Consider the following 25541-nt stretch of genomic DNA (forward strand, 5'->3'; position numbering starts at 1 on the left):
TGTTGGCTGCGCCGGGAAGGCGTGCTTAGCTAAGGCGTCCCGACAACCCTGGGAGACGGCCATGACCGTCGTCACCGTCCACTACGCCAAGACCAACCTCTCGCGCCTGCTGGCCGAGGTCGAGGCTGGCGGCGAGGTGATTATCGCCCGCGGCGACAAGCCGGTGGCGCGCCTGGTGGCCGAACCGCCCACGCACCCGGAAACGCCGCGACCCAAACGGGTGTTCGGATCGATGAAAGGGCGGATTGCCATGGACGACAGTTTCTTCGATCCCTTGCCCGAGGAAGAGCTGACCCTCTGGGAGGGCGGCCCGGACGATCAGTGAGGCTGTTGCTCGACACCCACGCGTTGCTTTGGTTCCTGGAGGGCTCGGACAAGCTGCGTCGCGCCGCCCGTCAGGTGATCGAGGATGAGGCCAACACCGTCTTCGTCAGCGCGGTCTCGGCGATGGAAGTCACGACCAAGGTGCGGCTTGGCAAGCTAGCCTCGGCCGAGGCCCTGGCGTTGAATTTCGAGGTCGAGATCCTGGTGAGGGGCTTCCTGCCTTTGCCGATAACCCTGGCGCATGCGGAACGGGCGGGCGGCATGCCGGGAGAACATCGGGACCCCTTCGACCGGCTGCTCATCGCCCAGGCTCTGGTCGAGGACCTGACACTGGTCTCCAACGAGGCGATCTTCGACGGCTTCGGCGTCAAGCGTCTCTGGTAGCCAGCGCCGCGCGCAGGGCGCTCCAGGCGATCGCCTTCTGCTCGAAGCTCTTGGCCGCGTGGGCCGGGCTGGAGGAGGGCAGGGCCAGGGTCGGGACGCGGTCGCCGATCAGCTTGCCGCCCAGCTTCGCCGCCGTCCCGCCATTGAAGGCCACAAGCCGCAGGGCGGGCAGGGCGTCGATCAGCGCGAGCAGATCATTGGCGGCCGGGTCGCGGATCGCCGCGTCCAGACTGCCGGGGCGCTCGGCCTCGGCGATGACGTCCCACAGGCCGACGCGGCGGGCCAGCAGGGCCGCGAGGCGGTCCTCGTAGGCCAACGCGACCAGGGCCGTGTCCAGCACGCCCTCCATCAGTCGCCAGAACGCGTTGCGCGGGTGGCCATAGTACTGGCGCGCGGCCAGCGAGGCCTCGCCCGGCAGGCTGCCCAGGATCAGGACGCGGGTGGCCGCGTCGACGACCGGGGGGAAGCCCGCCTTGCGCACGCCGGGCGCGGCCTTAACCCTGCTCGCCGAACACCCGGTTGAAAATCACGTCGACGTTCTTGGTGTGGTAGCCAAGGTCGAACAGACTCTCGAGCGCCTCGTCCGACAGGGCCTTGGACACCACCGGATCGGCCTTCAGGAAATCGAGGAACCGGCCTTCGCCGCGCCAGACCTTCATGGCGTTGCCTTGCACCGCCGCGTAGGCGTCCTCGCGCGAAACGCCTTCCTGGGTCAGGGCCAGCATGACCCGCTGCGAGAAGACGAGGCCGCCCAGCTTGTCCAGGTTCTTGGCCATGTTGTCGGGGTAGATGTTGAAGCGCTCGATGACGCCGGCCAGGCGGCGCAGGGCGAAGTCGAGGTGGATGGTGGCGTCGGGACCGATGCCGCGCTCGACCGACGAGTGGCTGATGTCGCGCTCGTGCCAGAGGGCGACGTTCTCCATGGCCGGGACCACGGCCGAGCGGACCAGGCGGGCCAGGCCCGTCAGGTTCTCGGTCAGGATCGGGTTGCGCTTGTGCGGCATGGCCGACGAACCCTTCTGACCCGGATCGAAAGGCTCCTCGGCTTCCAGGACCTCGGTGCGTTGCAGGTGACGGATCTCGGTGGCCAGGCGCTCGACCGACGAGGCCACGACGCCGAGGGCGGCGAAATAGGCCGCGTGGCGGTCGCGCGGGATGACCTGGGTCGAGACCGGCTCGACGGCCAGGCCCATCTTGTCGGCCACGTGCTGTTCGACGCGGGGATCGACATTAGCGAAGGTGCCGACAGCGCCCGAGATCGCGCAGGTGGCGATCTCGAACTTGGCCATCGCCAGGCGCTCCTTGGCGCGCTGGAACTCGGCGTAGTAGCCGGCCAGCTTCAAGCCGAAGGTGATCGGCTCGGCGTGGATGCCGTGGCTGCGGCCGACGCAGACGGTCATCTTGTGCTCCATCGCCCGGCGCTTCAGGGCGGCCAGAACGAGGTCGACATCCTCGAGCAGGAGGTCGGTGGCGCGCGACAGCTGCACGGCGAAGCAGGTGTCCAGCACGTCGCTGCTGGTCATGCCCTGGTGCAGGAAGCGGGCCTCGGGACCGACGATCTCCGATACGTGGGTCAGGAAGGCGATGACGTCGTGCTTGGTGACGCGCTCGATCTCGTCGATGCGGTCGCTGTCCCAGACCGCGTCGCGGCCCTTTTCCCAGATCGTCTCGGCGGCAAGCTTCGGGATGGTCCCGATCTCGGCCATGGCGTCGGCGGCGTGGGCCTCGATCTCGAACCAGATCTTGTACTTGGTCTGGCTGGACCAGATGGCGGCGGCTTCGGGGCGGGCGTAGCGGCTGATCATGGGCGCGCGTTTCGGCCCGCCCGCCCCGCGAGTCAAGGGAAGAGGCTTATTACTTGGTCGGCGAAGATCCTCCCCCGCGACGTGGGGGAGGTGGCTAGGAGGGCCGGAGGGGGCGAGCTGGGCCTATGCCGTGACGGCCCCTCAGCCGCGCCGCGGCAGCTCCCCCGCATCACGGAGGAGCATCTTAAACTCAAGCCCCCGCGCGTTCCTTCATGTGCTTCACCAACCCGATGGCGGCCAGGGCGTAGTGCAGCCCAGCCCAGGCGTAGAAGCACAGCGAGACGATGATGCCCTGCTGGGTCGCGCGGGCCATGGCGCCGGCGCAGGCCTTGGCCAGCTCGGGCGCGGACCCCTTGGGCGCGAGGCCGCCCGGGCAGGTCGTGGCGAAGCTCTGGGCGCCGGGGTCGTGGAAGGCGCTGGAGACCGACTGGATCACGCCGACAGGGCCCGGATGGTTCAGGTGGAACTGGGCCAGATGGTCGATCAGCCAGCCGGTGAAGACCGGTCCGCCGCCCAGGGCGATCAGGTTCAGCACGAAGAACAGCAGGGCCGTGGCCGTGGCCCGCCGACGCGGCTCGACCGAGTTCTGGACGACGCCGAAGGTCGGCGCCAGGTAGGTGTAGTGGAAGATGCCCGGGACCAGCAGGATCAGGGCCGTCATCTTCCAGTCGGTCTGCAGATAGGCGGCGATATAGATCGGCGTGGCGATCACCAGGCCGATCGCGGGCGTGAGGGCGTACCACCGGGGGCTCTTCTTTCCGGCCCAATCGGTCAGGAAGCCGCCCACCAGCGTGCCGACGCCGGCCGAGAAGCCGCCGATCAGGCCGGTGATCAGGCCCACCTGCGCCAGGCCCAGGTGGAAGGCGCGGACGAAGTAGGGCGGCACGAACGCGCCCGAGCCATAGGAGCCGAACGAGGCGATGGTCACGCCCAGCATCATGTGCAGCACGGGCCACTTGCCGAACAGCACCTTGGTCACGGCCCAGATCTCGGCGAACTCGGTGGCCAGCGAGAACGGCGGCTTGGCCGGCTCGACCACGACGTCCTCGGCCTCCAGGGGGCGCTCGACGATTTCGGAGTGGCCGCGCGGGGGCTCCTTGACCACCAGCTTGACGATCAGGGCCAGCAGCAGGCCGGGCAGGCCGACGATGACGAAGGCCACGCGCCAGCTGAACTCCTGGGCCAGCCAGCCGCCGGCCACCGCGCCGAACATGGTGCCCAGCGGGATGCCGAACGAGTAGATCGACAGGGCCGAGGCGCGCTTCTTGGGCTCGTAATAGTCGCTGATCAGCGAGTGGCTGGGCGGCGAGCAGCCGGCCTCGCCGACCCCGACGCCGAAGCGGAACAGGGCCAGCTGGGTGAAGCTGGTCGCGGCCCCGCATAGGGCCGTGAACCCTGACCAGACCACCAGCGACAGCGAGATGATCGTCACGCGGTTCTTGCGCTCGGCCAGGCGGGCGATCGGGATGCCCAGCACCGTGTAGAGCAGGGCGAAATAGAGCCCGCCCAGCAGGCCCAGCTGGGTGTCGGTCAGCTTCAGGTCGACCTTGATGGCTTGGCCGATGGTGGCGATGATCGTCCGGTCAATGAAGTTGAAGGTGTAGGCGGCGAGCAGAAGCCCCAGCACCGCGGCCTTGTAGCCATTCGAGTAAAGCGGCCGAACGCCGCCGGACGCACGCGCGTCGGCCATCCTGACTCTCTCCCTTCAAACATTTGTTCTATTTATTCTGGGGACTGTAGACGTAGCGGAAGCCAAAGCGCCAGAGGCTAATTTCCAGGCGGCGATCGGAACGCTAAAGCGTTGCTTCGAACGGTGTTTAGCGAGAGGCGCGTCATGCGGATCGTGATCGGCGACAAACAGTGGTCCAGCTGGTCGCTGCGGCCTTGGCTGGCGCTTCGGCGCACCGGCGCGGCGTTCGAGGAAATTCCCGTGGCGCTGCGTCAGGGCGAGGCGACGACCGCGGCGATCGGCCGGTATTCGCCCAGTAAGCTGGCCCCGGCCCTGATCGACGGCGATCTGGTGATCTGGGACTCCCTGGCCATCTGCGAGTATCTGGCCGAGACGTTCCCCGCCGCGAAACTATGGCCGGACGACGCGGCGCTTCGCGCGATCGGCCGCTCGGCGGCTTGCGAGATGCACTCGGGCTTCCAGTCCCTGCGCGGCGAATGTCCGATGGCGCTGGAGGTCGAGCCTCGGTCGGTCGACATCTCCGAAGCCACCCAGAAGGACGTGCGCAAGATCGTCGAGCGCTGGAGCCAATTGCTGGCGCGCTCGGGCGGGCCCTTCCTGCTGGGCGAATGGTCGATCGCCGACGCCTTCTACACGCCGGTGGCGACCCGTTTTCGCACCTACGGGATCAAGCTGTCCGACCATGGCGACGCCGGCCCGGCCGGAGCCTACGGCGAGCGCCTGCTGGAGACGCCCGAGTTCCTGGAGTGGGAGCGCGCCGCGAAGACTCGGTCAAACGAGCTTTAGGACAGCACCACGGCGGTGCCGGCGACCGAGACCATCATCATCTGGCCGTTGGGGCCGACGGTGTTGTAGTCGAGGTCGACGGCCAGGATGGCGTTGGCGCCAAGCTTCTCGGCTTCCTTGATCAGGTTCTTCATGGCGTCCTCGCGGGCGCGGGCCAGCACGCGCTCGTAGGACTTGGAGTGACCGCCGATGAAGTCGCGGATCGCGGCCAGCAGGTCCAGCACGACATTGGCGCCCAGGATCGACTGGGCATAGATCGCGCCCTTGTACTCGCGAACCGGCCGGCCCTCGATGAATGGCGTGGTCGTGATCAGCATCCCGGAATCCTGAGCCTTCGATAGGGTTAACTTAGGCGCAAACCACGCCGTTCGCGAGGGGCTCCCCCGACGCGGGACGCATTCGACGACGATGTTCTCCCAACGCGGGAATCTGGACGGGCGGGCCTTTCGGCATGGCGAGGCTTCGGGCAGATTGCCCGCCGTTTACCATATCCGACCCGGAGCCGGCCGGTGATCTTCGCCAAGTCGCATATCGACCTGCACAACATCCGCAACAACGTCGAGCGGGTGAAGAAGCTGTCGGACAACATCGTCGGCGTGGGTCCGCTCGGCATCGGCCTGGACGGGCTGCTGACCTGGATTCCGGGGGCGGGCGAGCTCTACAGCCTGGGCGCCGGCGGCCTGATCGTCTGGGACGCGGTGCGGGCGCGCGCCGCGCCGATGATCGTCGTCCAGATCATCGCCATCATCGTCATCGACACCGTCTCGGGCGCGCTGCCGGGCGCGGGCAAGATCGTCGACGTGCTGTTCACCGGCCACAAATGGTCGGCCGACATGCTGACGAAGCACATGGACGACACCATCTATTTCGAAGGGGCCCGCAAGGACATGCAGGGTTCTCAGGAATATCGCGAGCTCCTGTCGCGCATCCAGGCGGGCAAGGAGAAGCGGCGGGTCGTCTTTTTGGGTTAGGTCGCGACAACCTTCGGCGGAGCGAGGCGTTCAGATCAGCATGACCGACGACATCTCGCTGTCCGGCGACTATGCCAGCGATCGCCGCGCCAAGGCCCACCGGGCCTGGAAGTCGGCGGAGACGATCAAGCGCCTGTCGGATCGCCTGATCGGCATCGGCCCCTTCGGGCTCGGCGTCGACGGCGTTCTGGCCTGGGTGCCGGGCGCGGGTCTGGTCTATGGGATCGGGGCGGGCGCGCTGCTGGTCGCGCACGGCTTTCTGGCCGGCGCCTCGGCCGCGACCCTGGCGCGAATGACCGCCTATCTGGTCGTCGACAACCTGTCGGACACGATCCCGGTGGCCGGCTGGGCTTTCGACACCCTGTTCCCCGCCCACCTGATGGCGGCCAAGGCCCTCCAGAAGGACATCGAGGCCCGCCACGGCCTTCCCGAAGACGTGGCGGCCGAGCGGGCGCGCAAGAAGCGCGGTCTGTTCGGGCGGGGGAAGGGGCGTTAGCCACGCGGCTCGTCCCTGTCTGTCCGCGCTTTTCGTCGCGCGTCCACGAGCTTGGGCGGGTCTGGCAAGACTTGATTAACCCTGGGCCCCGAGTCTGAGGTCATGGCTTCCAACGCGACACATGCCTTCGCCCGCACGGACCGCACGCGTCTGGGCCTTTGGTGGTGGACGACCGATCGCTGGCTGCTGGGCGCGACGGCCCTGCTGGTGACGCTGGGCATGTTGCTGTCCTTCGCCTCCAGCCCCGCGGCGGCCCAGCGGATCGGCATCGACGACCAGTTCCACTTCGCCGTCCGCATGTGCCTGTTCGCTACCGGCGCGGCGATCATCCTGCTGTCGGTGTCGATGCTGTCGCCCAGGGGAATCCGGCGGGCGGCGTTCTTCATCTATCTGGCGGCGATCGCCGTCATGGTCGCCCTGCCGTTCATCGGCCACAATGCCAAGGGCGCGACGCGCTGGCTTCAGTTCGGCGGCTTCACCCTGCAGCCGTCCGAGTTCATGAAGCCGGCCCTGATCGTGCTGGTCTCGTGGATGTTCGCCGAGGGCCAGAAGGGCGAGGGCGTGCCGGGCGTGTCCATCGCCTTCCTGCTCTATTTCATCGCCGTGGGCCTTCTGCTGGTGCAGCCCGACGTCGGCCAGACCGTGCTGATCACCATCGCCTTCGGGGCGGCCTTCTGGATGGCCGGCGTGCCGATCTCGTGGATCATGGGCCTGGGCGGCGTGGCCCTGGCCGGCCTGGGGTCGACCTACTTCCTGTTCGACCACGTGCACGCCCGGGTGCAGAAGTTCCTCAGCCCCGACCAGGCCGACACCCACCAGGTGACCCGCGCCGCCGAGGCCATCCGCGCCGGCGGCCTGTTCGGCCGGGGGCCGGGCGAGGGCGTCATGAAGCGCCACGTGCCCGACCTGCACACCGACTTCATCTATTCTGTCGCCGCCGAGGAGTACGGCCTGGTCTTTTCCCTGGCCCTGATCGCGCTGTTCACCTTCGTGGTGGTGCGCGGGCTGTACAAGGCCATGAAGCTGAACGACCCCTTCGAGCAGGTCGCCGCCGCCGGTTTGTTCGTCCTGGTGGGCCAACAAGCGATCATCAATATCGCCGTGAACTTGAACATGATCCCGACCAAGGGCATGACGCTTCCGTTCATCAGTTACGGGGGCTCCTCGATGCTCGCGATGGGATTGACGCTGGGCATGGCCCTGGCCTTGGTGCGCAAGCGCCCCGGCGCCTATGGCGCGCCGGGCGAGTTCGGCCTCGGCGAAGCTTTCGCCTGACATGAGCAAGCTGGCCGTCGTCGCCGCCGGGGGAACCGGCGGACATCTGTTCCCCGCCCAGGCCCTGGCCGAGGCCCTGGCCGCGCGCGGCTGGCGCATCGTGCTGGCCACCGACGAGCGCGGCGCGCTCTATGCCGACAAGTTCCCGGCCGAGGAGCGCCTGGCCCTGTCGGCCGCCACCGCCAAGGCCGGCGATCCGATCGGCATGGTCCGGGCCGGCGTCGTGGTCATGCAGGGCGTGCTCCAGGCCCGCAAGGCGTTCAAGCGTCTGGACCCGGCCGTCGTGGTCGGCTTCGGCGGCTATCCGGCCCTGCCGGCCCTGTTGGCCGCCCTGGCCCAGAAGCGCCCCACGGTGATCCACGAGCAGAACGCGGTGCTGGGCCGCGTGAACCGCTTCCTGGCCCCCAAGGTCGACGAGGTCGCCTGCGCCTTCCCGACCTTGCAGATGGCCAAGCCGGCCGTGAAGGCCCGCGCCCATGTGGTCGGCAATCCGGTGCGCCCGCCGGTGCGCGCGCTCTATGATGTACCCTATCTGCCGCCGGAGGTGCAGCTGCGGGTGCTGGTCACGGGCGGCAGCCAAGGCGCGCGCCTGCTGTCTGAGCTGATCCCCGAGGCGATCGCCAAGCTGCCCGAGGAGATGCGCTCGCGCCTGAAGGTGTTCCAGCAGGCCCGCGCCGAGAGCATGGAAGGCGCGCGCAAGATCTACCGCAACGCCATGGTCGACTGCGAGGTCGCGCCGTTCTTCCGCGACATGGCCGGCTATCTGCGCCAGTCGCACCTGGTGATTGGCCGTTCTGGCGCCTCGACCTGCACCGAGCTGGCGGTGGCCGGCCGCCCCTCGATCCTGGTGCCGCTGAAGATCGCCGCCGACGACCACCAGCGCTTCAACGCCAAGCTCCTGGAAGAGGCGGGCGGCGCGGCCGTGTGCCTGGAGGACGAGCTGACCGTCGACGCGATGGCCGGCGCCCTGAACGCCCTGCTCAAGAACCCCGAACGCCTGGCTCGCATGGCCGCCGGCGCGCGCTCGGTCGCCAAGCCGAACGCGGCGGAAGAGCTGGCGGACCTAGTGGAGAGGACGGCGGGGGCCTGAGCCGACGCGCGAACTTGCGCTCGCGCAATGCCGAGGCCCTTTCGAGCGCCTACCCGCGCCCAGGGCGCTCGGCGTGGACCGCGCGCGAAACCAGGGTGATCGTATGTTCAAATCGGTTTTCATCGCCGGTCTCGTCGGCCTGACCATGATCGGCGGGGCCGCCTCGGCCACCGAGCTTCAGGTCAAGATGCGCAACCAAGGCGCGGAGGGGCCGATGGTGTTCGAGCCGTCGACGGCCAAGCTGAAGGTCGGCGACACCATCCGCTTCACGCCGGCCGATCCGGGCCACAATGTCGAGAGCATTCCAGGACTGGCGCCGGCGGGCGTCGCCCCGGTCAAGGGCGTTATCGGCAAGGAAGTGGTCGTCAAGGTCGCCAAGCCGGGCGTCTATGGCTTCAAGTGCTTCCCGCACTGGAGCATGGGCATGGTCTTCGTCGCCAAGGTCGGCGACGCCAAGCTGGACCCGGCCGTCGCCAACGCCACGCTGGCCTCGGCGCCGCCGCTGACCAAGCGCCGCCTGACCGCGGCCTTCAACGCGATCAAATAGTCAGGGCTCGGCGCCCGTCTCGATCAACGGGCGTCCGAGTGTTACCGCCTCGGCGAGGCTCCCGGCCACGGGGACCTTCGCGAACGGCGTCCAGCCGTCGCAGACGACCCTGGCCACCGCCGCATCCGCGCCGCCCGGCGCGATCGGCGCGGCGGGGCGCTGGTCGCCCGTCACCGGACCTTCGCGGCCGCCGGCGCGGATGCTGGAAAAGCCCGCGTGGGCGATCGTCCGCGCCTCGCAGTCGATGACCTCGTGGCGCCAGCCGCCCCAGAATTCCTCGGCGCCGGCCTTGAAGCCGCCCTCGGTGACCTGCAGCGCGCGCAGCCTGGCGACGCGGCCGGTCCACTGGACGCCGCCCATGTCGACGAAGGTCGCGAAACGGCCGACGTCGGCGAGGCGCAGGGTCAGCGGCGCGGCGGGAGAGGGCGCCTGGGCCAGCGCCGGGGTCGTCCACAAAGCGAAGGCGATGAGGGCGTTTCGCGCCGCGCGGAATTGGTCTAATCGGCTCATCATGATCCAGCGTAGACGCCCCGTCCCCTTCGAACTCGGCCCCGTGCACTTCATCGGCATCGGCGGCATTGGCATGTCCGGCATCGCCGAGATCATGATCCGCATCGGCTACACCGTTCAGGGCAGCGACGCCAAGGCCAGCGCCAATACCGAGCGGCTGGAAAAACTGGGCGCGCGGATCTTCATCGGTCACGACGCGGCCCATGTCGAGGGCGCCTCGGCCATCGTCTATTCGACGGCGGTGAAGGCCGATAATCCGGAAATGGTCGCCGGCCGCGACAAGCGCCTGCCGCTGGTCCGCCGCGCCGAGATGCTGGCCGAGCTGATGCGGCTGCAGTTCTCCGTGGCCGTGGGCGGCACGCACGGCAAGACCACCACGACCTCGATGGTCGCCACCCTGCTGGACGCGGGCGGCATGGATCCGACCGTGGTCAATGGCGGCATCATCAACGCCTACGGCACCAACGCCAAGGTCGGCGAGGGCGACTGGATCGTCGTCGAGGCCGACGAGAGCGATGGCTCGTTCCTGAAGCTGAAATCGACCGTGGCGATCGTCACCAATATCGACGCCGAGCACCTGGACCACTGGGGCGACTTCGAGGCGGTCAAGAAGGGCTTCCGCGACTTCATCGAGAACATCCCGTTCTACGGCTTCGCGGCCGTCTGCACCGACCATCCGGAAGTCCAGGCCCTGACCGCCCGGATCGAGAACCGCCGGCTCGTCACCTACGGGACCAACCCGCAGGCCGAGGTGCGGGTGCGCAACATCGAGATGGGCCCGGACGGCGCCAGCTTCGACATCGTGGTCTCGCCCCGCGACGGCGAGCCGGTCCGCTATGACGGCCTGAAGATGCCGATGGCCGGCCACCACAACGTGCTGAACGCCACCGCCGCCGTCGCCGTCGCCCGCGAGCTGGGCGTCGACGCCGAGGCGATCCGCAAGGGCCTGGCGGGCTTTGGCGGGGTCAAGCGCCGCTTCACCACCACCGGCGTGGCGAACGGCATCCGCGTGGTCGACGACTACGGCCACCACCCGGTCGAGATCGCCGCCGTGCTGAAGGCCGCCCGCGCGGTGACGCAGGGCAAGGTCATCGCCGTGGTCCAGCCGCACCGCTTCACGCGCCTGCGCGACCTGATGACCGAGTTCTCCAGCTGCTTCAACGACGCCGACACGGTGATCGTCGCCGACGTCTATACGGCCGGCGAGCAGCCGATCGAGGGCGTCAATCGCGACGCCCTGGTCGAGGGTCTCAAGAAGTTCGGCCACCGCCGGGCGCTGGCCCTGGAAAGCCCGACCGCCCTGCCGCGCCTGATCGCCGCCGAGGCCCAGAGCGGCGACCTCGTGGTGCTGCTGGGCGCCGGCGACATCACCACCTGGGCCTATGCGCTGCCGGGCCAGCTGGAAGCGCTGGCGAAGTGAGCTGGAAGACCCAACTCCCGACCGTCCGCGGCAAGCTGCTGATCGACGAGCCGCTGGCGCCGTTCACCTGGTTCCGGGTCGGGGGACCGGCCGACGTGGTGTTCCTGCCGGCCGACGAGCAGGACCTGGCGGACTTCTTGAAGGCGCTGGATCCGAGCGTGCCGGTCATGGCGATCGGCGTAGGCAGCAACCTGCTGGTCCGCGACGGCGGCGTCGACGGGGTGATCATCCGCCTGGGCAAGGGCTTCAACACGGTCGAGGCCCTGGGCGACAACCGTATCAAGGCCGGCAGCGCCGTTCCCGACGCCATCCTGGCCCGCAAGGCGGCCGAGGCGGGGGTCGCGGGGTTGGAATTCTATGCCGGCATCCCCGGCACGATCGGCGGCGCGGTGATCATGAACGCCGGCTGCTACGGCTCGGAGACCGTCAATGTGGTCAAGTCGGTGCGGGTGATGGATCGCGCCGGCGTGGTGCGCGAGCTGTCGGTCGAGGAGCTGCACTACACCTACCGTCACAGCGCCCTGCAGGACGGCGAGACCGTCATCGTACTGGACGCGATCTTCGAGGGGGCCGCCGACGAGCCCGAGGCGATCAAGGCCCGCATGGCCGAGATCACCGCGCGGCGCGAGACCACCCAGCCGATCCGCGAAAAGACCGGCGGCTCGACCTTCAAGAACCCGCCGGGCCACTCTTCGTGGAAGCTGGTCGACGAGGCCGGCTGGCGGGGCAAGCCCTATGGCGGGGCGATGTTCAGTCCTCTGCACAGCAACTTCCTGATCAACACCGGCGAAGCCACGGCCGCCGACCTGGAAGGCCTGGGCGAGGCGGTCCGCGCGGACGTTCTCGAGAAGAGCGGCGTCCAGCTGGACTGGGAGATCAAGCGGATCGGGCGGTCGGCTTAGAGTAGATCCTCCCCCGCAACGCGGGGGAGGATCTCGCCACACTTCACGCGGATGCTGACTCCCCCTGGCCAAGCGCGGTGCTATGACTCCCGCGCCATTGGGGAGAATCCTTGCTCATGTACCGTCGCTTACTGGCCGCCTCGGCCGTTTTCGCCCTCCTGTCGGGCGTCGCCCACGCCCAGGACGTCAAGACCGCCGAAACCCTGCGCGACAAGGCGCTGCTGGATCGCACGGCCTGGGACGTCGCCGAGGATCTGACCACCACGATCGGCCCGCGCATCGTCGGCTCGCCCGCCATGGCCCGCGCCAAGGACTGGGGCGCGGCCAAGCTGAAGGCGCTCGGTTTCACCAACGTCAAGGTCGAGCAGTACGCCAAGTCGTCGTGGACGCGCGGCGAGGAGAGCGCCGAGCTGACGGCGCCCTATCCGATGAAGCTGACGATCGTCGGCCTGGGCCGCACGCCGGCCACGCCGCCCGAGGGGATCGAGGCCGAGGTGGCGCTGTTTCACACCTACGCCGAGCTGGTCGCCGCGCCGGAAGGCTCGCTTAAGGGCAAGATCGCCGTCATCACCCAGCCGATGGTCAAGGCCCAGGACGGCTATGGCTACGGCGTGGCCGGGATCTCGCGCCGCGCCGGCCCGGTCGAGGCCGCCAAGCGCGGCGCCGTGGCCTTGCTGATCCGCTCGGTCTCGACCTCGGACTCGACCGTGCCGCACACCGGCGTCACCGCCTTCGGCGACGGCGTGACCACGATCCCCTCGGCCGCCCTGGGCGTGCCGGAGGCCGAGCAGCTGGAGCGCCTGGCCAAGAAGGGCCCGCTGCGCATCCGCCTGAAGCTGGCCTCGACCGTCAATCCCAACAACGTCGCCTGGAACATCTCGGGCGAGATCAAGGGCTCGGAGAAGCCGGACGAGGTGATCGTCATCGGCGGCCACCTGGACAGCTGGGACGTCGGCACCGGCGCCCTGGACGACGCCACCGGCGTGGCCATCACCACGGCCGCCGCCAAGCTGATCGGCGAGTTGCCCAAGCATCCCAAGCGCACGATCCGCGTGGTGATGTGGGGCTCGGAGGAGAGCGGCGGCGCCTCGGAAGCCTATCTGGCCGCGCACAAGGACGAGGTCCCCAAGATCGTCCTGGCCGGCGAGAGCGACGAGGGCGCGGACCGGATCTACGGCCTGAAGCTGCCGGCGGGAACGCAGAAGACTCCGTTCGCCACGACCGTCGCCAACGTGCTGGCCCCGCTGAAGATCTATGTCGCGCGCGACGCCGCCGAGAACGGCGGTTCGGACATCGAGGGGCTGGAGGAAGCGGGCGTGCCGTCGATCGAGCTGCGCCAGGACGTCACCCGCTATTTCGACTACCACCACACGATGGACGACACGCTGAACAAGGTCGATCCGGCCCAGCTGGCCCAGAACGTCGCCGCCTGGACCAGCCTGATCTACCTCGTCGCCGACAGCGACATCGACTTCCGGGCGCTGAGGCCGGCGGGCGCGGAAGCCGGCAAGCGTCGGTACTAAGGACGGCCGAGCGTCCCCCTTCGCGACGAGACGGAGGGGGCGCTTTCTCGTCTAGCCTGCTAGGAAGGGTTGAGCCCAACCCTCAACGCCCGAGACCCGCATGACCCTCCCGCTCGCCGGCCGCCACGTCGCCGTTCTGTCCGGGGGGCCGTCGGCGGAGCGCGAGGTCAGCCTCGTGACGGGCGACTTCTACGCCGGCGCCCTGGAGCGCCTGGGCGCCCGGGTGAGCCGCGTCGATCCGGGCCGGGACGTCGCCGAGGTGCTGGCGCGGCTGGAGCCCGACCTGGTGGTCAATGGCCTGCACGGCGTCTGGGGCGAGGACGGCCGGGTCCAGGGCGTGCTGGACACGCTGAAGCTGCCCTACACCCACTCCGGCGTCCTGGCCTCGGCCCTGGCGATGGACAAGGCCAAGGCCAAGGCCGTGTTGGCGGCGGCGGGCGTCACCGTGCCCGGCGGCGGCCTTTTCAATCGCCATCTCGCCGCGCGCGACCACGTGATGCAGCGACCTTATGTCGTCAAACCCAACGCCGAGGGCTCCTCGGTCGGGGTGTTCATCGTCCGCGAAGGGGCCAACCAGCCGCCGGCCGAACTGGCCTCGGACGCCTGGACCTTCGGGGAAGAGGTGTTGATCGAGCCTTACATTCCCGGCCTGGAACTGGCCGTCGCGGTCATGGGTGAGTCAAATGGTCCCAAGGCCCTGGCGGTCACCGAAATCCGTGCATCCACAGGTTTCTATGACTACGACGCCAAGTACGCCGAAGGGGGTTCGACGCATGTCATTCCGGCGAAAATCCCCGACGGCGTAAGGGATCGGGCCATGCGCATGGCCGAGGTCGCCCATGCCGCTCTTGGTTGCCGGGGTGTAACCCGATCCGACCTTCGTTATGACGACATTAACGACCTTCTGGTCCTTCTAGAGGTCAACACGCAGCCCGGCATGACCCCGACCTCGCTCGTCCCCGAGCAGGCCGCCCATATCGGGCTCTCCGTTGACCGTTTAGTTTTATGGATCGTGGAGGACGCTTATGCCCGCTGTAGTGCGGGGGGGACCGCCTAAGCCTAGGCGACCCCGGGCCGAAGCGCCCGCAAGTCCGAGCAAAGGCAAGCCGGCGCCCCGGGGGGCGCAGCCGGCCGCGAAGCTGCACGCCGCCAAGGGCGTGGGTCTGTCGCCCACGGTCGCCCTCGGCGTCGCGGGCGCGGCGCTGGGCCTCGGACTGGTGGTGATGCTGCTGACCGGCCACCGGGCCGAGCGCATCGGCGCGTCCATGGTCCATGGCGTCGACAACAGCTTCGCTGCGGCCGGCTTCAAGCTGAAGACCGTCCATATCCGCGGCGCCTCGGCGACCGCTCAGGCCGACATCCTGAAGGCCTCGGGCCTCTATCTGAACCAGCCGACCCTGGGCATGGATCTGGCCGACGTGCGCGACAAGGTGCAGGGCGTCGGCTGGGTGAAGGACGCCAAGGTGGTGCGGATGCTGCCCGACACGGTGATGATCTCGGTCGAGGAGCGTCCGGCCCTGGCGGTCTGGCAGAACCAGGGTCGAATGAAGGTGATCGACGGCGAAGGTCGCGTGATCAGCGAGGCCGATCCGGCCCGCTTCCCGCAGCTGCCGCTGGTGGTGGGGCAGGGCGCCGACCAGGCCGCCGGCCTGATCCTGCCGGCCGTGGCCTCGCGGCCTCGCCTGCGCGATCGGCTCGAGGCGCTGGTGCGCGTCGACGATCGCCGCTGGGACCTGCGACTGAAGGACGGCTCGCTGATCCAGCTTCCGGCCATTGACGAAGAATCCGCGCTGATTCAATTGGATCAGCTCGACCAACGACAGCGAATCCTCGACATGGGTTTCGCGCGGATCGATCTGCGCGACCCCGAAATGGTGGCTGTCAGACCTCGCGACGCCGGACTGCCTGGGCAGCCCGCGGCCGGCGGGGCGTAGACGAAGAGTGACGGTGAGGTGGCAATAGCGATGTCGCGATTGGAGGAACGGAAACAGGCCCGCGAGGGTCTGAAGGCCACGCTCGTGCGCCAGCCCGCCATCGCGGCCGTCGACCTTGGCGCGTCCAAGGTGACGTGCTTCATCATGAAGGCCGACGGCGTCCATCGCGACAACCGCACCCTGACGACGGCCGGCGTGGGCTATGTCCAGTCGCGCGGCGTGCGCGGCGGCGCGATCGTCAATCTGGACGAGGCCGCCCAGGCGATCGCCCAGGCCGTGGAGCGCGCCGAGACCGTCGCCGGCGTCAATGTCCAGGGCGTGAGCGTCTGCACGGCCGGCGGCCAGCTGGCCTCCAACCGCGTCCACACCCAGGTCTCGCTGGGCGCCCGTCCGATCAGCGACGGCGACCTGTCGCGCGCCATCGCCTCGGCCCTGGCCCAGGTCCGCATTCCCGGCCGCAAGCCGATCCACCTGCTGCCGATCGCTTGGTCGGTCGACGGCCAGCGCGGCATCCGCGATCCGCGCGCCATGTTCGGCCGCTCGCTGGGGCTGGAGCTGCTGGTCGTCTCGGTCAACGAGAACATCTTCCACACCCTGGCCCACTGCGTCGAACGCGCCCATCTCAGCTTCGAGGGCGTTGTCGCCGCGCCGTTCGCCTCGGCCCTGGCGGCCCTGGAGGAGGACGAGATGGACCTGGGCGCGGTCTGCATCGACATGGGCGGCGGCTCGACCTCCGTGGCCGTGTTCAACAACGGCGCGCTCTGCCACGTCGACAGCCTGGCCGTCGGCGGCGGTCACGTGACCCAGGACATCGCGCGGGGCCTGCAGACCTCGGTGGTGGGCGCCGAGCGCATCAAGACCCTGCACGGCAGCGCCATCGCCTCTGCCAACGAGGACCGCGAGATGATCGAGGCGCCGCCGCGCGGCGACGATCCGGGCGCCGGTCCGGTGATCGCGCCTCGCTCCCTGCTAAAGGGCATCATCCAGCCGCGCGTCGAAGAGACTCTGGAACTGCTGCGCGAGCGTCTGAAGGCCTCGGGCGCGCCGGTCGAGCCGGGCGCGGGCATCGTCCTGACGGGCGGCGCCAGCCAGCTGGCCGGCGTTCGCGAAGTGGCCGTCCGCGTGTTCGACCGTCCCGTGCGCCTGGGCCGTCCGCGCCGGGTGCCGCACCTGGCCGACGCCGCCTCGGGTCCCGCCTTCTGCGCCGCCGCCGGCACCCTGCACCGCACCGCCTTCGGCCCGCGAGAGGCGGTGTCCAGCAAGGCGCTGGCCGGCAACGTGTCGCGCAAGCGTCCGCTCGATCCGAACGCCAGTCCGATGGCCAAGGCGGCCGCCTGGCTGCGGGACAATCTTTAACGGCGCCAATGTCCCGGCGCTGGAATGTTCAAGCGTGAGTAACTCTACAGTTTAACCTTTGGGCCCGGTCGAGTATCTCGACCGGGCCTTTTGCTGTCTCGCGCAACGCTCGATCAGCGGAATTGTGCTCAGCGGCGTTCGGTCGCACGCGCCTGTGAATCCCCGCTGGAACCGTTGGTTCGCCGGGAGATTCTGTTGATAGACCACAATTTATCCCACGGTCGCGCTCGACCCGGCCACGACTCAGATTATGCAGTTAACTGCCGATTAACGATGGTGGTTGTTCTGTTAACACGATCGTCGAGGCATCACGGCGATTGGGTGTCGCCGAGGTTTATCTGACGATTTCGGCGTAAGGACGCGAGGGTCCCATGGCTATTTCACTTTCCGCGCCGCGTACCACCGAGCTGAAGCCGCGCATCGTGGTGTTCGGGGTTGGCGGCGCCGGCGGCAACGCCGTGAACAACATGATCGAGGCGGGTCTCGAAGGTGTTGAGTTCGTGGTCGCCAACACAGACGCGCAGCAGCTTCAGTTCGCCAAGACGGACCGTCGCATCCAGCTCGGCGTCCAGATCACCCAAGGCCTGGGCGCCGGCGCGCATCCGGAAGTGGGCATGAGCGCCGCCGAGGAGAGCTTCCCCGAGATCGGCGAGCACCTGGACGGCGCGCACATGGTGTTCATCACCGCCGGCATGGGCGGCGGCACCGGCACCGGCGCCGCGCCGATCATCGCCAAGTGCGCGCGCGAGCGCGGCATCCTGACCGTCGGCGTCGTGACCAAGCCATTCCACTTCGAAGGCCGTCACCGGATGCGCCTGGCCGACAGCGGCATCCAGGAGCTGCAGCGTTACGTCGACACCCTGATCGTCATCCCGAACCAGAACCTGTTCCGCGTCGCCAACGAACGCACGACCTTCGCCGAGGCCTTCGGCATGGCCGACCAGGTGCTGCACTCGGGCGTCCGCTCGATCACCGACCTGATGGTGCTGCCCGGCCTGATCAACCTCGACTTCGCCGACGTCCGCACGGTCATGACCGAGATGGGCAAGGCGATGATGGGCACCGGTGAGGGCACCGGCGAGGATCGCGCCCTGATGGCCGCTCAGAACGCCATCGCCAACCCGCTGCTGGACGAAGTCTCTCTGAAGGGCGCCAAGGCCGTGCTGGTCAACGTGACCGGCGGCATGGACATGACCCTGCTGGAAGTCGACGAGGCCGCCAACGCGATCTCGGACCAGGTCGATCCGGAAGCCAACATCATCTTCGGCGCGGCCTTCGATCCGTCGCTGGAAGGCGTGATCCGCGTGTCGGTGGTCGCCACCGGCATGGACGGTGCCTCGATCGCCCAGATCGAGCCCAAGCCCGTTTCGCGCAACACCTCGGCCGCGCCGCTGATCGCCGAGACGACCCGTCCGGCGCCGCAGCCGGAACCGGCTCGCCCGACCTCGCGCTACGAAGCCGCTCGCCCGGTCGAACGTCCGTCGGCCTACGCTCCCGCCCCGCAGCCCGAGCCGGCCCCGGCGCCCGAGCCCGAGATCGTCATGGCCGCGCCCCAGCCGCAGCCCGAGGCCGAGCTCTATTACGACGAGCCGCCCGTAGCTGAAGAACCGCGTATTTCCCAGCCGGCGTCCCGGCAGGTGACGCGGATCGTCGACCCCATGGTCGACGAAGCCGGCGACGAGCCGCTGTTCGGCGAGAACCACTATTACGAAGAGCGTCGTCCGCAGAAGCAAGGCGGCTGGCTCTCAATGTTCGGCGGCGGTCGCCAGCGTTACGACCAGCAGGCCTCGGCGCCGCAACCGCAGGCCCGCTCGACCCAGAGCGCTCGCCCGCAGCTCGCGCCGATCGAGACGCCGAAAACCGACGACGGCGAGGACCTGGAAATCCCCTCGTTCCTGCGCCGCCTGGCCAACTGAAAGGCGGACCCCGACGGGGGAAGCCGCAAGTGATCCGAAGCGCCCTGGAGGAAACTCCAGGGCGTTTTGCTTTGCGGGGAAGCTTGCGGCCCTAGCGACGTCCAGCCAAGTTGTGATGCGCGCGTTCCCGGGCGCCCTGAACTCGCCATGCCGCTAAAGAGAGATTTCGCGTGTTCGCCACCCTCGCCTTGGTCGCCGTTCTCGCCCAAGCCGCGCCGACCGCCGCCCCATCGTCTCCGGATCCCTGCGCCTATGACCGCGCGGCGATGCTGACCTTGACGCCGGACGCCTTCGATCAGGACGTTGAAGGCGGCTGGCGCGCACTGTCTTCCAGGCCTGGATGCCGGGCGGCGGCGGCCGACCTGCTCGAAACCTATCGGAAGGCGCACTGGGGGACGCTGACGCCAGCCGAGCTTCATTTGAACTACTGGCACGAGGGGCAAGAGCGGGCCTCGCTGGATCAGCGCGCTCGCGCCAAGCCGCTTCTGCTGGCCGGCGTCAATCCGAGCGCCCCCGACGCGTATGCGAATGCCTTCGCGGAATACGCGATTGGCTCGGTGGCGTTCCTGGACAACGACCGGGCCGCGCTCCAGGCCGCGCGGGATCGTCTGGCGGCCGTCCCGGCGCCGAAAGATTGGCCCCAGCTGGCGGCTGACTTTCGCAAGAAGTTCGGCGCCGAGATGAAGTGGCCGATGAACCTCAATGTCCTGGACCACATGCTCGCGTGCTTCGGTCGGAGCTACGACGAGGCCTATGAGGGCTGCAAAAAGAAATAGCCGCGTTCTGACTTAATGGCCGCGCGTTTGGGCCACCCATGCTAGATCCGCGACGGCCCCGGTCACGTCTGAAGCAACGCCAATGAAACTCACCCGCGCCGATCGGAAGATCCTCCAGATCCTGCAGGAGGACGGGAAGATCTCGAACGTCGATCTGGCCGAGCGGGTGGGGCTATCGCCCAGCCCGTGCCTGCGGCGCGTCAAGCAGCTGGAGGCCTCGGGCCTGATCAGCGGCTATGTCGCCTTGCTGGATCGGCGCAAGGCCAAGCTGGACGTCCTGGCCTATGTCGAGGTGCAGGTGAACCACGTCGAGGGCGCGGCCGAGGCCTTTCAGCAGGCGGTGATGCGTCAGCCCGAGGTGGTCAGCTGCCACGTGATGACGGGCAGCTTCGACTATCTGCTGAAGGTGGCCGTGCCCAATCTCGACGCCTATGCCGACTTCACGATGAAGCGGCTGTTGAAGATGCCGTCGGTCAAGGACATCCGTTCGTCCTTCGTGCTGGACACGATCAAGGATTCCACAGCCCTGCCGCTCGACTATCTGAGCTGATCACAATTGGCCAGGTTTGATCCATATCATTGGCACGATGTGACCAAAATGGCTTGATCATCGGTCATCATCGCAAAGTTCTGACCCTCGGGGCGCGATAAGCTGCTTTCCGCTCGCACTCGGAAAGTCGCCATGACCCATGCCTCCGTCTTCGCCGGCCTGACGCCCAAGGCGCCGGACTCGCTGCTGTCGCTGATCGGCGCCTATCGCCGCGACCCGCGCGCCGAGAAGATCGATCTGGGCGTGGGCGTGTTTCGCGACGACGCGGGCGCGACCCCGGTTCTGGATTGCGTGAAGGCCGCCGAACAGCTCCTGCTGAACAGCCAGTCGACCAAGGCCTATCTGGGTCCCGAGGGCGACTTCGGCTTTCTGGACCTGCTGAAGCCGATCATCTTCGGCGACCTGGTCAGCCACGAGGTCTTCGCCGTGCAGACGCCGGGCGGGACCGGCGCGGTGCGCCTGGCCTGCGAGCTGCTGCAGGCCGCCAAGCCCGACCTCCGCGTCTTCATCGGCGCGCCGACTTGGCCCAACCACACCCAGATCCTGGACCAGCTGGGCCTGGAGACCGTGACCTTCCGTCACTACGACCAGCGCGCCCAGCGCCTGTGCTTCGACGAGATGATGGCGACGCTCGAGACCGCCGGGGCGGGCGACGTCGTTCTGCTGCACGGCTGCTGTCACAACCCGTCGGGCGCCGACTACAGCCTCGAGCAATGGGCGGCGATCGCCGAGCTGGTCGGCCGCAAGGGCCTCGTGCCCCTGATCGACCTGGCCTATCAGGGCCTGGGGCTGGGCCTCGACGAGGACGCCGCCGGGGCGCGCCTTGTCCTGGCGGCGGCCCAGGACGGCCTGCTGGCCTATTCCTGCGACAAGAATTTCGGCCTTTATCGCGAACGGGTCGGCGCGCTCTACACCCTGACGCGCGACGCGGCGGCCCTGGACGTCGCCGCCAGCAATATCCGCGCCCTGGCGCGCACCAACTGGTCGATGCCGCCGGACCACGGCGCGGCCGTGGTTCGCGTCGTCCTGGAGTCCGAGGCCCTGACCGCGCTGTGGCGGTCCGAGCTGGAGGCCATGCGCGCGCGGGTCGCCGACTTGCGCCAGCGGCTGGCCGCCGCCGTTCCGCTGCTGGCCCCGCTGGGCGGGCAGCACGGGCTGTTTGGCCTGCTGCCGCTGTCGCCGGCCCAGGTCGCCCAGCTGCGCGAAGACCATGGGATCTACATGGCGGGCTCTGGCCGCATCAATCTGGCCGGCCTGACCGCTAGCAACATCGACACGTTCGCGCGGGCGCTGAACGCCTGCCTGCAGGGAGAACCGGCATGAGCCTCGTCACGGAACAGAACCCCTTGGGTCTCGACGGCTTCGAGTTCGTCGAGTTCACCAGCCCCGATCCGGCGGCCATGAAGGCCCTGATCGAGCAGATGGGCTTCGTCGCGGCCAGCAGGCACCCGACCAAGCCGGCGACCCGCTACAAGCAGGGCCGCATCAATCTGATCGTCAACGAGGATACGAGCGGCCAGGTCGCCGATTTCCGCGCCGCGCACGGCCCGTCGGCCAACGGCATGGCCTTCCGCGTCGAGAACGCCGAGACCGCCTTCGCCGAGGCCCTGAAGCGCGGCGCCAAGGCGGCGGACGCCTCCGGTTCGCTGCTGGGCCCGGACGCCAAGGTGCTGGAGGGCATCGGCGGGTCCTTGCTCTATCTGGTGGACCGCTATGGCGACGCCGGCGCGATCTATGACGGCTGGGAGCAGGTTTCCGGCGCGGCCCTTGAAGAGGCCAAGAACAATGTCGGTCTCGACCTTCTGGACCACCTGACCCACAACGTCCGCCGGGGCCAGATGCGCACCTGGTCGACCTTCTACAATCAGGTCTTCGGCTTCGAGGAGCAGAAGTACTTCGACATCAAGGGCCAGGCGACGGGCCTGTTCAGCCAGGCGATGATCGCGCCCGACAAGGCCATCCGCATCCCGCTGAACGAGAGCCAGGACGACAAGAGCCAGATCGAGGAGTTCATCCGCGAATACAAGGGCGAGGGCATCCAGCACCTGGCCCTGACGACGGACAATATCTACGACACCGTCGAGAAGCTGCGCGCCCGGGGCGTCAAGCTGCAGGACACCATCGAGACCTATTACGAGCTGGTCGACAAGCGCGTGCCCGGCCACGGCGAGGATCTGGAGCGCCTGCGTAAGAACCGCATCCTGATCGACGGCGCCGTCGGCGAGGAAGGCTTGCTGCTGCAGATCTTCACCGAGAACCTGTTTGGCCCGATCTTCTTCGAGATCATCCAGCGCAAGGGCAATCAGGGCTTCGGCAACGGCAACTTCCAGGCCCTGTTCGAGAGCATCGAGCTCGATCAGATCCGCCGCGGGGTGATCACGGTAGACGCCTAGATACGGGCCAATGGACGGGGCTCGCGCCCCGTCCCACAATCTCCGTCTCCCGGCGAAGGCCGGGGCCCAGATGAAGCCCACGAACCGCCCCGGATGAATCTGGGTCCCGGCGTTCGCCGGGAAAGTCGGGGTGGGGGAGGACGCACGTGACCAGCATCGACGCGCTCAAGTACCAAACCGGCTTCGGCTCGTATTTCGAGACCGAAGCCCATCCCGGCGCCCTGCCAGTGGGGCAGAACTCGCCGCAGAAGGTTCCGTTCGGCCTCTATGCCGAACAGCTGTCGGGCGCGGCCTTCACCGCGCCGCGTCACGAGAACCGTCGCAGCTGGCTCTACCGCCTGCGGCCCAGCCCCGAGCACGGCCCTTACGCGCCCTACGCCCAGGACAAGCTCGTCTCGGCGTTCGGCGGTCCGGTGACGCCCAACCGCCTGCGCTGGAGCCCGCTGGACATCCCGGCCGCCCCGACCGACTTCGTCGACGGCCTTGTCACCCTGGCCGGCAACGCCGACGCCGCCACGCTGAGCGGAATCGGCGTCCACGTCTATCTGGCCAACGCCTCGATGAAGAACCGCGTCTTCTACGACGCCGACGGCGAGCTGCTGATCGTCCCGCAGCAGGGCGTGCTGACCCTGGTGACCGAGTTCGGGGTTCTGACCGCCGGTCCCGGCCATATCGCGGTGATCCCGCGCGGCGTGCGGTTCCGGGTCGAGGTCGACGGCCCCTCGCGCGGCTATGTCTGCGAGAACCACGGCGCGCCCTTCCGCCTGCCGGAGCTCGGGCCGATCGGCGCCAACGGCCTGGCCAATCCCCGCGACTTCGAGACCCCCGTCGCCGCCTTCGAGGACGTCGATGAACCGACCTTGGTGATCCAGAAATTCCAAGGCGCTCTCTGGGCCGCCGAATGGGATCACAGCCCGCTGGACGTCGTGGCCTGGCACGGCAATCTCGCGCCGTACCGCTATGACCTATCGCGGTTCAACACGATCAACACCGTCAGCTACGACCATCCGGATCCGTCGATCTTCACGGTCCTGACCTCGCCTAGCGACACGCCGGGGACGGCCAACTGCGACTTCGTGATCTTCCCGCCGCGCTGGATGGTGGCCGAGCACACGTTCCGCCCGCCGTGGTTCCACCGCAACGTGATGAGCGAGTTCATGGGCCTGATCCACGGCGCCTATGACGCCAAGGCGGGCGGCTTCGTCCCCGGCGGCGCCAGCTTGCACAACTGCATGAGCGACCACGGCCCCGACGTCGCCAGCCACAAGAAGGCCACCGAGGCCGCGCTGGCGCCGCACAAGATCGACGGGACCATGGCCTTCATGTTCGAGAGCCGCTGGGTCATTCGGCCGACGAAGTTCGCGCTGGAGACTCCGGCGCTTCAGGACGACTATGACGCCTGCTGGACGGGCTTTCCCAAGGCGCGTCTCAGCTAACCAAGAACAGAAAAGGAAGCGCTGATGAAGCTCGCGTCTCTCAAGGGCGGCCGCGACGGCCGGCTGGTGGTGGTCTCCAACGACCTGGCCTGGTTCACCGACGCCGGGACCATCGCGCCGACGCTGCAGGCCGCGCTGGACGATTGGGAGCGTTGCGGACCGATGCTGGCGGGCCTCGCGGAGAGTCTCGAGCACGGCGCGGCGCCCAAGGCGCGCTTCCACGAGCACGACGCGCTCAGCCCGCTGCCGCGCGCGTTCCAGTGGGTCGACGGCTCGGCCTATGTCAATCACGTGCAACTGGTCCGCCAGGCGCGCGGCGCCGAGATGCCCGAAAGCTTCTGGACCGACCCGCTGATGTACCAGGGGGCGTCGGACGGCTTCCTGGCCCCGCGCGATCCGATTCCGCTGGCCGACGCCGGCTGGGGCTGCGACCTGGAGGGCGAGGTCGCGGTGATCACCGGCGACGTGCCGCTGGGCGCGAGCCGCGAGGAGGCCCTGGCCGCCATCCGCCTGGTCATGCTGTGCAACGACGTCAGCTTGCGCAACCTGATCCCGGCCGAACTGGCCAAGGGCTTCGGCTTCGTGCAGTCCAAGCCGGCCAGCGCCTTCTCGCCGGTGGCGGTGTCGCCGGACGCCCTGGGCGAGGCCTGGAAGGACGGCAAGCTGCACGGCGCCCTGCTGGTCGAGCTGGACGGTAAGGACTTCGGCCGCGCCGACGCCGGCGTCGACATGACCTTCGACTTCGGGACCTTGGTGGCCCACGCGGCCAAGACCCGTCCGCTTTGCGCCGGCACCATCGTCGGCTCGGGCACGGTCAGCAATCGCGGCGCCGACGGCGGTCCCGGCAAGCCGATCTCGGAAGGGGGCGTGGGCTATTCGTGCCTGGCCGAGCTGCGCACGGTCGAGACCATCCTGACCGGCGCGCCCAAGACGCCGTTCCTGCTGGGCGGCGACACCGTCCGCATCGAGATGAAGGACGCCAAGGGCCACTCGATCTTCGGGGCCATCGAACAGACGGTCGAGCGGATTTGACGGACGGCGGCGCCGCGTCGGTTGGGCGTGTCTGGTCGACGCCCGCCGGGGTGAACCTCGGCCCGCTGGACCTGATTCAGGACGGCGGCGCGCGGAACTACGTCCTCCAGATCGGCGACAAGCGGTTCCACGGCTTCGTGGTCCGGAAGGGCGAGGCGGTGTTCGGTTATGTCGACCGCTGCCCGCACGCCGGCCTGCCGCTGGCCCAGACCTTGGACCAGTACCTGACGCCGGACGGCGCCCTGATCGCCTGCTCTTGGCACGGCGCGGTGTTCACGGTGGAGGAGGGCGCCTGCGTCGGCGGTCCGTGCGTCGGGGCGCGGCTGACGCCTTGGGCGGTCGAGGCGCGCGAGGGGCGGGTGTTCACCGCCTGAGCCCTTTGCCAGATACCGAAGCACTAGGACCAGCAGCCCTTGATGTCGCCA

The 25541-nt window shown here is 68.5% G+C and carries 27 protein-coding genes and 1 pseudogene; 23 read left to right on the forward strand and 5 right to left on the reverse strand.

Features of this window, described 5'->3' with window-relative positions; all coding sequences use genetic code 11:
• Positions 1 to 61 precede the first annotated feature (61 nt).
• Positions 62 to 325, forward strand: a complete 264-nt coding sequence (locus tag OR37_RS10585; RefSeq protein WP_004619438.1) for a type II toxin-antitoxin system Phd/YefM family antitoxin — start codon at positions 62 to 64, stop codon at positions 323 to 325.
• Positions 322 to 708, forward strand: a complete 387-nt coding sequence (locus OR37_RS10590) for a type II toxin-antitoxin system VapC family toxin (RefSeq protein WP_004619440.1) — start codon at positions 322 to 324, stop codon at positions 706 to 708. The genes OR37_RS10585 and OR37_RS10590 overlap by 4 nt, the downstream gene beginning before the upstream one ends.
• On the opposite strand, the gene OR37_RS10595 is transcribed toward OR37_RS10590, so the two are convergent.
• The 3 genes from OR37_RS10595 to OR37_RS10605 all read right to left on the reverse strand — a co-directional run bounded on the left by OR37_RS10595 (position 692) and on the right by OR37_RS10605 (position 4203).
• The gene (locus tag OR37_RS10595) at positions 692 to 1189 is read right to left on the reverse strand and encodes a DNA-deoxyinosine glycosylase (RefSeq protein ID WP_004619442.1); all 498 of its coding nucleotides are present in this window, start codon (positions 1187 to 1189) and stop codon (positions 692 to 694) included. The genes OR37_RS10590 and OR37_RS10595 overlap by 17 nt on opposite strands.
• A gap of 13 nt (positions 1190 to 1202) precedes the next feature.
• Positions 1203 to 2513 carry an adenylosuccinate lyase gene (purB, locus tag OR37_RS10600; RefSeq protein ID WP_004619444.1) on the reverse strand — a complete coding sequence of 437 codons (1311 nt, stop codon included), beginning with the start codon at positions 2511 to 2513 and terminating at the stop codon, positions 1203 to 1205.
• Between the two features lie 190 nt (positions 2514 to 2703).
• Positions 2704 to 4203: a spinster family MFS transporter gene (locus OR37_RS10605; RefSeq protein ID WP_004619446.1), complete on the reverse strand. Its 1500-nt coding sequence runs from the start codon at positions 4201 to 4203 to the stop codon at positions 2704 to 2706.
• A gap of 144 nt (positions 4204 to 4347) precedes the next feature.
• On the opposite strand from OR37_RS10605, the gene OR37_RS10610 reads away from it, so the two are divergent.
• Positions 4348 to 4989 carry a glutathione S-transferase family protein gene (locus OR37_RS10610; protein WP_004619448.1) on the forward strand — a complete coding sequence of 214 codons (642 nt, stop codon included), beginning with the start codon at positions 4348 to 4350 and terminating at the stop codon, positions 4987 to 4989.
• Here OR37_RS10610 and OR37_RS10615 read toward each other — a convergent pair.
• On the reverse strand, positions 4986 to 5306 hold the full coding sequence (locus OR37_RS10615) for a heavy metal-binding domain-containing protein (protein WP_004619450.1): 321 nt from the start codon (positions 5304 to 5306) through the stop codon (positions 4986 to 4988). The genes OR37_RS10610 and OR37_RS10615 overlap by 4 nt on opposite strands.
• A 192-nt stretch (positions 5307 to 5498) precedes the next feature.
• Here OR37_RS10615 and OR37_RS10620 point away from each other — a divergent pair, with 192 nt between their 5' ends.
• From OR37_RS10620 to OR37_RS10640, 5 genes are all read left to right on the forward strand, one after another.
• On the forward strand, positions 5499 to 5960 hold the full coding sequence (locus OR37_RS10620) for a DUF4112 domain-containing protein (protein ID WP_004619452.1): 462 nt from the start codon (positions 5499 to 5501) through the stop codon (positions 5958 to 5960).
• A 40-nt stretch (positions 5961 to 6000) separates the two neighbouring features.
• The gene (locus OR37_RS10625) at positions 6001 to 6456 is read left to right on the forward strand and encodes a DUF4112 domain-containing protein (RefSeq protein WP_004619453.1); all 456 of its coding nucleotides are present in this window, start codon (positions 6001 to 6003) and stop codon (positions 6454 to 6456) included.
• A 102-nt stretch (positions 6457 to 6558) separates the two neighbouring features.
• Entirely contained in the window at positions 6559 to 7731 is a 1173-nt protein-coding gene (gene ftsW, locus OR37_RS10630) for a putative lipid II flippase FtsW (protein WP_004619455.1), read from the forward strand.
• Position 7732: 1 nt separating this feature from the next.
• Positions 7733 to 8821 (forward strand): undecaprenyldiphospho-muramoylpentapeptide beta-N-acetylglucosaminyltransferase, encoded by a 1089-nt coding sequence (gene murG / locus OR37_RS10635; protein WP_004619457.1) that lies wholly within the window; start codon positions 7733 to 7735, stop codon positions 8819 to 8821.
• Positions 8822 to 8924: 103 nt separating this feature from the next.
• Positions 8925 to 9368, forward strand: a complete 444-nt coding sequence (locus tag OR37_RS10640; protein ID WP_004619459.1) for a pseudoazurin — start codon at positions 8925 to 8927, stop codon at positions 9366 to 9368.
• Here the strand turns inward: OR37_RS10640 and OR37_RS10645 are convergent, their stop codons facing one another.
• On the reverse strand, positions 9369 to 9881 hold the full coding sequence (locus tag OR37_RS10645; RefSeq protein ID WP_035017235.1) for a hypothetical protein: 513 nt from the start codon (positions 9879 to 9881) through the stop codon (positions 9369 to 9371).
• Here OR37_RS10645 and murC point away from each other — a divergent pair.
• From murC to OR37_RS10715, 15 genes and pseudogenes are all read left to right on the forward strand, one after another.
• The gene (murC, locus tag OR37_RS10650) at positions 9880 to 11298 is read left to right on the forward strand and encodes a UDP-N-acetylmuramate--L-alanine ligase (RefSeq protein ID WP_004619464.1); all 1419 of its coding nucleotides are present in this window, start codon (positions 9880 to 9882) and stop codon (positions 11296 to 11298) included. The genes OR37_RS10645 and murC overlap by 2 nt on opposite strands.
• Positions 11295 to 12200 carry a UDP-N-acetylmuramate dehydrogenase gene (gene murB / locus OR37_RS10655; RefSeq protein WP_004619466.1) on the forward strand — a complete coding sequence of 302 codons (906 nt, stop codon included), beginning with the start codon at positions 11295 to 11297 and terminating at the stop codon, positions 12198 to 12200. Before murC ends, murB begins: the two co-directional genes overlap by 4 nt.
• 116 nt (positions 12201 to 12316) lie before the next feature.
• Positions 12317 to 13723 carry a M20/M25/M40 family metallo-hydrolase gene (locus OR37_RS10660; RefSeq protein WP_004619469.1) on the forward strand — a complete coding sequence of 469 codons (1407 nt, stop codon included), beginning with the start codon at positions 12317 to 12319 and terminating at the stop codon, positions 13721 to 13723.
• A gap of 100 nt (positions 13724 to 13823) precedes the next feature.
• Positions 13824 to 14780 carry a D-alanine--D-alanine ligase gene (locus OR37_RS10665; RefSeq protein ID WP_004619470.1) on the forward strand — a complete coding sequence of 319 codons (957 nt, stop codon included), beginning with the start codon at positions 13824 to 13826 and terminating at the stop codon, positions 14778 to 14780.
• Positions 14749 to 15657 (forward strand): cell division protein FtsQ, encoded by a 909-nt coding sequence (gene ftsQ, locus OR37_RS10670; RefSeq protein WP_004619472.1) that lies wholly within the window; start codon positions 14749 to 14751, stop codon positions 15655 to 15657. Before OR37_RS10665 ends, ftsQ begins: the two co-directional genes overlap by 32 nt.
• A 30-nt stretch (positions 15658 to 15687) precedes the next feature.
• On the forward strand, positions 15688 to 17013 hold the full coding sequence (gene ftsA / locus OR37_RS10675; RefSeq protein ID WP_004619475.1) for a cell division protein FtsA: 1326 nt from the start codon (positions 15688 to 15690) through the stop codon (positions 17011 to 17013).
• A gap of 273 nt (positions 17014 to 17286) precedes the next feature.
• Positions 17287 to 17369: pseudogene (locus OR37_RS21980) on the forward strand (hypothetical protein).
• A 15-nt stretch (positions 17370 to 17384) separates the two neighbouring features.
• Entirely contained in the window at positions 17385 to 18929 is a 1545-nt protein-coding gene (gene ftsZ / locus OR37_RS10680; protein WP_004619477.1) for a cell division protein FtsZ, read from the forward strand.
• Between the two features lie 170 nt (positions 18930 to 19099).
• On the forward strand, positions 19100 to 19705 hold the full coding sequence (locus OR37_RS10685; protein WP_004619480.1) for a hypothetical protein: 606 nt from the start codon (positions 19100 to 19102) through the stop codon (positions 19703 to 19705).
• Between the two features lie 82 nt (positions 19706 to 19787).
• Positions 19788 to 20255, forward strand: a complete 468-nt coding sequence (locus OR37_RS10690; RefSeq protein ID WP_004619481.1) for an Lrp/AsnC family transcriptional regulator — start codon at positions 19788 to 19790, stop codon at positions 20253 to 20255.
• A gap of 132 nt (positions 20256 to 20387) precedes the next feature.
• A complete protein-coding gene (locus tag OR37_RS10695) occupies positions 20388 to 21578 on the forward strand; it encodes an amino acid aminotransferase (RefSeq protein ID WP_004619484.1) in 1191 nt (396 codons plus the stop codon).
• The gene (gene hppD / locus OR37_RS10700) at positions 21575 to 22648 is read left to right on the forward strand and encodes a 4-hydroxyphenylpyruvate dioxygenase (protein ID WP_004619485.1); all 1074 of its coding nucleotides are present in this window, start codon (positions 21575 to 21577) and stop codon (positions 22646 to 22648) included. Before OR37_RS10695 ends, hppD begins: the two co-directional genes overlap by 4 nt.
• Positions 22649 to 22803: 155 nt before the next feature.
• Positions 22804 to 24084: a homogentisate 1,2-dioxygenase gene (gene hmgA / locus OR37_RS10705; RefSeq protein ID WP_035017248.1), complete on the forward strand. Its 1281-nt coding sequence runs from the start codon at positions 22804 to 22806 to the stop codon at positions 24082 to 24084.
• A 24-nt stretch (positions 24085 to 24108) separates the two neighbouring features.
• A complete protein-coding gene (locus tag OR37_RS10710) occupies positions 24109 to 25116 on the forward strand; it encodes a fumarylacetoacetate hydrolase family protein (RefSeq protein ID WP_004619489.1) in 1008 nt (335 codons plus the stop codon).
• The gene (locus tag OR37_RS10715) at positions 25113 to 25490 is read left to right on the forward strand and encodes a Rieske (2Fe-2S) protein (protein WP_004619491.1); all 378 of its coding nucleotides are present in this window, start codon (positions 25113 to 25115) and stop codon (positions 25488 to 25490) included. The genes OR37_RS10710 and OR37_RS10715 overlap by 4 nt, the downstream gene beginning before the upstream one ends.
• Positions 25491 to 25541 lie beyond the last annotated feature (51 nt).

This window comes from Caulobacter vibrioides OR37, assembly GCF_000372645.1.
Lineage (GTDB): Bacteria > Pseudomonadota > Alphaproteobacteria > Caulobacterales > Caulobacteraceae > Caulobacter > Caulobacter vibrioides_E.

Coding starts and splice junctions, on each gene's coding strand:
- ftsW (WP_004619455.1), top strand. CDS start 6,559: ATGGCTTCCAACGCGACACATGCCTTCGCCCGCACGGACCGCACGCGT.
- ftsZ (WP_004619477.1), top strand. CDS start 17,385: ATGGCTATTTCACTTTCCGCGCCGCGTACCACCGAGCTGAAGCCGCGC.
- ftsQ (WP_004619472.1), top strand. CDS start 14,749: ATGCCCGCTGTAGTGCGGGGGGGACCGCCTAAGCCTAGGCGACCCCGG.
- OR37_RS10585 (WP_004619438.1), top strand. CDS start 62: ATGACCGTCGTCACCGTCCACTACGCCAAGACCAACCTCTCGCGCCTG.
- purB (WP_004619444.1), bottom strand. CDS start 2,513: ATGATCAGCCGCTACGCCCGCCCCGAAGCCGCCGCCATCTGGTCCAGC.
- OR37_RS10695 (WP_004619484.1), top strand. CDS start 20,388: ATGACCCATGCCTCCGTCTTCGCCGGCCTGACGCCCAAGGCGCCGGAC.
- OR37_RS10610 (WP_004619448.1), top strand. CDS start 4,348: ATGCGGATCGTGATCGGCGACAAACAGTGGTCCAGCTGGTCGCTGCGG.
- ftsA (WP_004619475.1), top strand. CDS start 15,688: ATGTCGCGATTGGAGGAACGGAAACAGGCCCGCGAGGGTCTGAAGGCC.
- OR37_RS10660 (WP_004619469.1), top strand. CDS start 12,317: ATGTACCGTCGCTTACTGGCCGCCTCGGCCGTTTTCGCCCTCCTGTCG.
- OR37_RS10665 (WP_004619470.1), top strand. CDS start 13,824: ATGACCCTCCCGCTCGCCGGCCGCCACGTCGCCGTTCTGTCCGGGGGG.
- murC (WP_004619464.1), top strand. CDS start 9,880: ATGATCCAGCGTAGACGCCCCGTCCCCTTCGAACTCGGCCCCGTGCAC.
- OR37_RS10615 (WP_004619450.1), bottom strand. CDS start 5,306: ATGCTGATCACGACCACGCCATTCATCGAGGGCCGGCCGGTTCGCGAG.
- hppD (WP_004619485.1), top strand. CDS start 21,575: ATGAGCCTCGTCACGGAACAGAACCCCTTGGGTCTCGACGGCTTCGAG.
- OR37_RS10605 (WP_004619446.1), bottom strand. CDS start 4,203: ATGGCCGACGCGCGTGCGTCCGGCGGCGTTCGGCCGCTTTACTCGAAT.
- OR37_RS10645 (WP_035017235.1), bottom strand. CDS start 9,881: ATGATGAGCCGATTAGACCAATTCCGCGCGGCGCGAAACGCCCTCATC.
- murG (WP_004619457.1), top strand. CDS start 7,733: ATGAGCAAGCTGGCCGTCGTCGCCGCCGGGGGAACCGGCGGACATCTG.
- OR37_RS10690 (WP_004619481.1), top strand. CDS start 19,788: ATGAAACTCACCCGCGCCGATCGGAAGATCCTCCAGATCCTGCAGGAG.
- OR37_RS10640 (WP_004619459.1), top strand. CDS start 8,925: ATGTTCAAATCGGTTTTCATCGCCGGTCTCGTCGGCCTGACCATGATC.
- OR37_RS10625 (WP_004619453.1), top strand. CDS start 6,001: ATGACCGACGACATCTCGCTGTCCGGCGACTATGCCAGCGATCGCCGC.
- OR37_RS10710 (WP_004619489.1), top strand. CDS start 24,109: ATGAAGCTCGCGTCTCTCAAGGGCGGCCGCGACGGCCGGCTGGTGGTG.